The sequence below is a fragment of the Streptomyces sp. NPDC051173 genome (genome assembly GCF_040689515.1).
GTDB lineage: Bacteria > Actinomycetota > Actinomycetes > Streptomycetales > Streptomycetaceae > Streptomyces.
In genome coordinates this window covers 1-6,461 of sequence record NZ_JBFBBD010000140.1, presented here as the reverse complement: position 1 = coordinate 6,461, position 6,461 = coordinate 1, and the positions used below count along the sequence as shown (strand labels likewise).

At 70.5% G+C, this 6,461-nt stretch carries 7 protein-coding genes; 5 read left to right on the top strand and 2 right to left on the bottom strand.

Annotated features, from left to right (window positions below; all coding sequences use genetic code 11):
• The first annotated feature begins 388 nt into the window (after positions 1–388).
• The 3 genes from serC (at position 389) to AB0435_RS33720 (ending at position 2,899) form a co-directional block, all read left to right on the top strand.
• On the top strand, positions 389–1,507 hold the full coding sequence (gene serC / locus AB0435_RS33730) for a phosphoserine transaminase (RefSeq protein ID WP_366007700.1): 1,119 nt from the start codon (positions 389–391) through the stop codon (positions 1,505–1,507).
• A gap of 113 nt (positions 1,508–1,620) precedes the next feature.
• Positions 1,621–2,457 (top strand): hypothetical protein, encoded by an 837-nt coding sequence (locus AB0435_RS33725; protein ID WP_366428697.1) that lies wholly within the window; start codon positions 1,621–1,623, stop codon positions 2,455–2,457.
• Between the two features lie 133 nt (positions 2,458–2,590).
• The gene (locus AB0435_RS33720; RefSeq protein ID WP_366007698.1) at positions 2,591–2,899 is read left to right on the top strand and encodes a hypothetical protein; all 309 of its coding nucleotides are present in this window, start codon (positions 2,591–2,593) and stop codon (positions 2,897–2,899) included.
• A gap of 78 nt (positions 2,900–2,977) precedes the next feature.
• On the opposite strand, the gene AB0435_RS33715 is transcribed toward AB0435_RS33720, so the two are convergent.
• Together AB0435_RS33715 and AB0435_RS33710 are read right to left on the bottom strand one after the other, a co-directional pair.
• Positions 2,978–3,859, bottom strand: coding sequence for a PrsW family intramembrane metalloprotease (locus AB0435_RS33715; protein ID WP_366428696.1), 882 nt, complete (start codon positions 3,857–3,859; stop codon positions 2,978–2,980).
• Entirely contained in the window at positions 3,859–4,242 is a 384-nt protein-coding gene (locus AB0435_RS33710) for a VOC family protein (RefSeq protein WP_366428695.1), read from the bottom strand. The genes AB0435_RS33715 and AB0435_RS33710 overlap by 1 nt, the downstream gene beginning before the upstream one ends.
• A gap of 157 nt (positions 4,243–4,399) precedes the next feature.
• Between AB0435_RS33710 and AB0435_RS33705 the strand changes: the two genes are divergently transcribed.
• A complete protein-coding gene (locus AB0435_RS33705; protein WP_366007692.1) occupies positions 4,400–5,086 on the top strand; it encodes a GDSL-type esterase/lipase family protein in 687 nt (228 codons plus the stop codon).
• Positions 5,087–5,146: 60 nt separating this feature from the next.
• On the top strand, positions 5,147–6,133 hold the full coding sequence (locus AB0435_RS33700) for an aldo/keto reductase (RefSeq protein WP_366007690.1): 987 nt from the start codon (positions 5,147–5,149) through the stop codon (positions 6,131–6,133).
• The last annotated feature ends 328 nt before the right edge of the window (positions 6,134–6,461 follow it).

The following is a 6,461-nucleotide window of genomic DNA, read 5'->3' as shown; positions in this document are numbered from 1 at the left end:
GGTGCCCCCAACGGGCTGAAAAGAAAGAGCGGCGCACCCGGCGGAAAAGGAAAAGAACGGCGTGCCCGGCGGAAAGGAGCAGAAGAGAACGGCGCGCCCACCGGCCTTCAACTTGCCCTCCGGCGGAGGGGGTGGGGCCGGAGGGTGAGGTTCTGGAACGCGGTGCGTCGTCACGGCACCCAATGCGCAGGGCGGCGCCATGCACCGCGTTCCAGGTCCTCAGCCCGGAGGCCACACCCCCGGCCCAGCCACAAACCCAGCCCGGCCGGCGATTGAGGCCACGCCCGAAGGGCGAACCCACCCCAGCCACACACAAACCCGCACCCCCGAAAATCTCATCCGCTGGACCACCCCCAACCCCAAGACCCCATGCCGCTACCCTGCAACCGTGGCTGATATCCAGATCCCCGCTGACATCAAGCCCGCCGACGGACGCTTCGGCGCGGGCCCCTCCAAGGTGCGGACGGAGGCGCTCGGTGCCCTCGCCGCCACCGGGAGCTCACTGCTCGGTACGTCTCATCGCCAGGCCCCGGTCAAGAACCTGGTGGGCAAGGTGCGGGACGGCGTCCGGGAGTTGTTCTCGCTGCCCGAGGGCTATGAGGTGATCCTCGGCAACGGCGGGTCCACCGCCTTCTGGGACATCGCGACGCACGGGCTCATCGAGACCAGGTCGCAGCACCTCTCCTTCGGCGAGTTCTCCTCGAAGTTCGCGAAAGCGGCAAAGCTCGCACCGTGGCTGGAGGAGCCGACGGTCATCGCGTCGGAGCCGGGCACGCACCCTGAGCCGCAGGCCGAGGCGGGTGTGGACGTCTACGCCTTCACGCACAACGAGACGTCCACCGGTGTCGCGGCGCCGGTCCGGCGCGTGGCGGGTGCCGACGCGGGCGCGCTCGTGCTGGTGGACGCCACGTCCGGCGCGGGCGGGCTGCCCGTGGACATCGCCGAGAGCGACGTCTACTACTTCGCCCCGCAGAAGTCCTTCGCCGCCGACGGCGGGCTGTGGCTGGCCGCGTTCTCCCCGGCGGCCCTGGAGCGCGCGGCGCGCGTCCACGCGTCCGGCCGGCACATCCCCGAGTTCTTCTCGCTGCCGACCGCGATCGACAACTCGCTGAAGAACCAGACGTACAACACCCCCGCCCTCTCCACCCTCTTCCTGCTCAACGAGCAGCTGGAGTGGATCAACGGGCAGGGCGGCCTGGACTGGGCGGTCGCCCGGACCGCCGACTCCTCCTCGCGGCTCTACGCCTGGGCGGAGAAGTCGCCGTACGCGTCCCCCTTCGTCACCGACCCGGCCAAGCGGTCGCAGGTCATCGGCACGATCGACTTCTCCGACGAGGTGGACGCGGCGGCGGTCGCGAAGACGCTGCGGGCGAACGGCATCGTGGACACCGAGCCGTACCGCAAGCTGGGCCGGAACCAGCTGCGCGTGGCGATGTTCCCGGCGATCGAGCCGTCGGACGTCGAGGCGCTGACGGTCTGCGTGGACTACGTGATCGAACGCCTCTGACCCGTCCCGTTCCTGGGAGGCGGCGGAGGCGGCGGCGGAAGTAACCAAAGCAGCCGACACAGCAGCCAGCCTCCCAGGAACGCCACCTTCGGGTGAACCCGCACCATTTCCTCATGGCCCGTACGCACCTCACGCTGAGCGCGACCGAACGGCAGGCGCCGCTGGCCGAGTTGGCGGGCCGGCTCGGCGAGGCGGCCCTCGGGCTGCGTGACCGCGCGGACGCCCCGACGCCCGGCGGCGTCGGCTACGGCGTCTTCTACGACACGCCGTTCAAGACCGGATTCGCCCAGGGCACCTCCCTCTATTGGGAAGTCGTCTGCCCGACCTCGCCCGGTGGAAATGTCAATACGTGGCTCTATCTCACCGCCATGAACAGGGCGGGCAAGGACCTTGAGGCATTCGTCTCCTATTGCTCCCAGGACGCTCCGCGTTTCAAGGTCTTCGACTGGGCGCGCGACGACCACTGGCAGATCGACATTCCGTGGCCCTCCCTCGGCGCCTATCTGATGACCAGGTCCGCGCACGGTCAGAACTACCAGGTTCTGGGTGTGTGGAACAGCACCTGGCAGCTCGCACCGGGAAGTTGGCGCAATCAGGCGCTGCTCTGGAATCAGGCCGCCCAGCGGTACGACCTGATCCATCAGTACGACTACGCCGCCGCGGACCGCCGCGCGACCGTCGGCCGGACGAACCTGAATCAGAGGAACCGGAATCGGAGGAGCCGCCCCCGGTCGCCGACATGCGGGAGGAATTCGCGCGTGAAACCGCCCGCGCGCCACGGGACCGGGAAGCGGAACGCGCCTTTCTCCAAAGCAAGATCGAAACCGCGCGTTCGGACCGGAAGCGTTCCGCTTCCGAAAAGGAGCAGGCCATCGCCGCCCTGCTCCGCGAACTGGCCCGACTGGAGAAGGAGGAGCCCGGAAGCCGATCATAGCCAGCCCCTTTTGTGAGGCCCGGATTCCCAGGATCCGGGCCTGATCCATTTCCCCGGTGAACAGGTTGGCGAATTTCCGCGCTTCAACCCGGGCCCGGCGCCTATAGGTTCACGTCCGACCAATACAGCGTCGCTCGGGAGGGGAAGTCATGAAGCACATGAAACGCCGCTTGACGTACGCCGCCGTATCCTCGCTCCTCGCAGCCGGCGGGATGGTGGGAGGCGCGACCGCGGCCTCCGCCGCACCCGCACACGTCTCGTCCTGCGACAGCTTCCGCAACTCGGGCACCGTCTGGACCGCCAACTGCCGCGTGGACTACGGCAGTACGCAGTCGTGGACCCAGTGCTCCGACGGCACCTGGCTGTACGGGGCGTGGGTCGGCCCCGGCTACTGGATCTTCAGAGGTGACTGCGGCGGCCACGGCTACGTGGTGAACTACGGCTGGACCGACAGCTGATCCTCCCGTGAACCCGGCGGTACCCGGCGCGATGGGCGCCGGGTACCGCCGTCTCCACACCGTCCACACGGCCGCCCGTCACCGCCGCCGCGACCCCCGCGCCACCGACAGCAGCCATGCCACACCCAGCAGGGCCACCACGACGAGGCCGCCGTCGGAGAACAGCGTGTAGAGGTGCCTCTGCTCGCCCGTCGGGCGCGGGATGTAGCCGTGGTCGAACAGCGCGTTCTGCTGAGGGGTCGCCGTCAGGACGTACACCAGCCAGACGGCGATGCCGCTGACCGAGTCCCACAGGGCGTGCAGCACCGAGACACCCACGTATGTGCCGAGGACCCGGCCGGTGAGGCGGAAGTGCCCGGCCTCGCGGTCGGCCAGCAGGGCGCCGCCCAGGATCGCCGTCCACAGGCCGTGTCCGAAGGGGGCCAGCAGCCCGCGCAGGATCTCCGTCTCGACCAGGCCGCGCAGCGACATCCCGTGCAGGGTGAAGAGCGCGTTGAAGGCGTAGCCGGCGCTCTCGAAGGCGGCGAAGCCGAAGCCGACCGCGGCGCCGAGCACGAGCCCGGCGCGCAGGCCGCGGATCTCGCGGTGGCGGCGCAGCACGAACATCAGGGCGGCCGCCTTCACCGCCTCCTCGATCAGGCCGACGCCGAGGAAGAGCCACAGCGAGGGGTGCAGCAGGTAATACTCCAGGACGGACGCACCGAGCACCCCCAGCACGCCGCCGACGACGAAGCAGCCGAGCAGCACGTCCAGCCCGAGCCCGCGTTCCTTCTCGTAGGCCCACAGGGCGAAGCAGAAGGGGATCAGGAAGCTGCCCAGCAGGATGAGGGTGGGCAGCAGGTTCGTGTTCTGCGTGGCGTAGGTGACGACGAGGGCGAGCACCCACAGCGCCAGGCCGCCGAGGAGACAGCGCCACCACATGGACCGCTGGACGGGCGCCGGCGGTTCCGCCGCGGACATCAGCCCGCCTGGAGCACGGACAGGACATTGCCCGCGGGATCGGTGAACCAGGCGATCCGCGGGCCGCCGTCGCGCGCGATGCCCTTCTCGTCCTGGTGGAACCCGGGGTAGCGCTCGAAGGTCACGCTGCGGCGGCCGAGTTCGTCCACAGCCCTGTCGATGTCGTCCACAGGGAAATTGAGCACGGTGAACGACGCCGGGGTGTGGTTCTCCTTGGGGTAGATCAGGACGGTCCCGCCGCCCGCGAGCCGGAGCGTGAGCAAGGTCTGACCCGCCATGGACTGTTCGGACAGCCGCAGGCCGAGCGTCGTGCCGTAGAACTCCTTGGCGCGTCCGGTGTCGTTCACCGCGAAGCTGCTGAAGGCGTCGGTGTCCTCGAACATGGGCAGTGTCCCTTCCCTCGTACCGCGTGGCTGATCAGCGGTACGAGTCTTCGGCCCGCGCGCGGGCGCACCGCCTCCGAACCGCGGCGGCCCGGCGGAATGGCCGTGCCGATTCCCTCCGGAGAGGGAGCCGCGCCCCGTGCGGGATGATGGGTACATGCGGATCATGTTCGTCGGCGACTCCATGACGATCGGTAGCGCCGGTGACCTCACCTGGCGCTACCGCATGTGGCAGCACCTCAACGCCTCCTACGGCGGCCCGTACCGGATCGTCGGGCCGCGCAAGGAGCTGTACGAGCCGGCCTCCGACGCGCCCGTCTCCCTCGACTACGGCGACCCGGACTTCCCCGAGCGCGCGCGGGCGCACCTCGCCGGGTGGGGCGAGGGCTGGCAGCACATGGCCCCGCTGATCAAGGACGCCGTGCGGGCCGGGAAGGCCGACACGCTGCTGGTCTCGCTCGGCCTGATCGACCTCGGCTTCTACACCGGCGCCGAGCAGACCACCGAGAACGTCCGCCGGTTCGTCGCCGGGGCCCGCGAGGCGAATCCGCGCGTACGGGCCGTGCTGATGCCCGTCATCCCCAACGTGCGGGCCCTGGCCGACCCCGCCTTCGCCGCCGAGGTCGAGCGGTTCAACGAGCTGCTCGGCAAGACGGTCGCCGACCTCGACGCCCCCGGCTCGCCCCTGCTCCTGGCCTCCCACCCGCGGGGCTGGGACATCGACGGCGACACCCACGACGGCACCCACCCCAGCGCCTCCGGCGAGCACCGCATCGCCGCCACGTTCGCCGACGCGATGCACCAGGCGTGGGGCGTCGGCGCGCCCTACGCGGGCCGCCCGTAAAGACGTACGGGCGCGGGTCGCCCTTGATCGGAGCGCACTCGAAGGCGTTGGCTGGTGCCCATGGAGTACACGCAGCTCGGACGCACGGGGCTCAAGGTCGGCCGGATCGTGCTGGGGACGATGAATTTCGGTCCCCGGACGGACGAGGCGGACAGCCACGCCATCATGGACGCCGCGCTCGACGCGGGCATCAACCTCTTCGACACCGCCAACGTCTACGGCTGGGGCGAGAACAAGGGCCGCACCGAGGAGATCATCGGCACCTGGTTCGCCAAGGGCGGCGAGCGGCGCGACAAGGTCGTCCTCGCCACCAAGCTCTTCGGCCACATGGGCCCCGACGGCCCGGTCTGGCCCAACCGTGACCATCTGTCCGCCCTGAACATCCGCCGCGCCGTCGACGCCAGCCTCAAGCGGCTGCAAACGGACCACATCGACCTCTACCAGTTCCACCACGTCGACCGCAGCACGCCGTGGGACGAGATCTGGCAGGCCATGGACGTCCTGATCCAGCAGGGCAAGATCCTCTACGTGGGCTCGTCGAACCACGCCGGCTGGCACATCGCCCAGGCCAACGAGGCGGCGAGGCGGCGCAACGCGCTCGGCCTCGTCAGCGAGCAGTGCCACTACAACCTCGTCGAGCGGCGCGCCGAGATGGAGGTCATCCCGGCCGCGCAGGCGTACGGCCTCGGCGTCATCCCCTGGGCACCGCTGGGCGGCGGCCTCCTCGGCGGCGTCCTGCGCAAGGAACGCGACGGAACCTCCGCCCCCGGGCGGTCGGCGGACGCGCTCGCGAACACGGCCTTCCGTGACCGGATCCAGTCCTACGAGGACCTCCTCGACAAGCACGGCCTCGCACCCGGCGAGGTGGCCCTGGCCTGGCTCCTCACCCGGCCCGGCGTCACCGGCCCCATCGTCGGCCCCCGCACGACGGACCAACTCGCGTCCGCCCTGCGGGCGGGTGAGCTCCGTCTGTCGGACGACCTGCTCTCGGAACTCGACGAGATCTTCCCGGGACCGGGGCGGTCGCCGGAGGCGTTCGCCTGGTAGGCACCGCCATGGGGCCCGGCCCGGTTCGCTGCGGGCCGGCGCCGGCCCCCTCTTGGCGGCGTCTGATCTGCGGCTCCGCCGCGGGGGGGGGCTGCGCCCCAGCCCCCTCGTCTGCGGGCCGGTTGACGCCTGCGGCGGGCTCTTTCCCCAGCCCCGCCCCTCCCCGAACTGGGGCACGCGCCCCAGCCCCCCGGCTGCGGGTCGGTCGGCGCCTGCGGCGCTTTGTTCCCCTACCCCGCCCCTTCCCGAAACTGGGGCGCTGCCCCAGACCCCGACGTGCAGGTCCGTTGCCGCCTGCGGCGGGAGCTCCCCCAGCTACCGCTGGGAG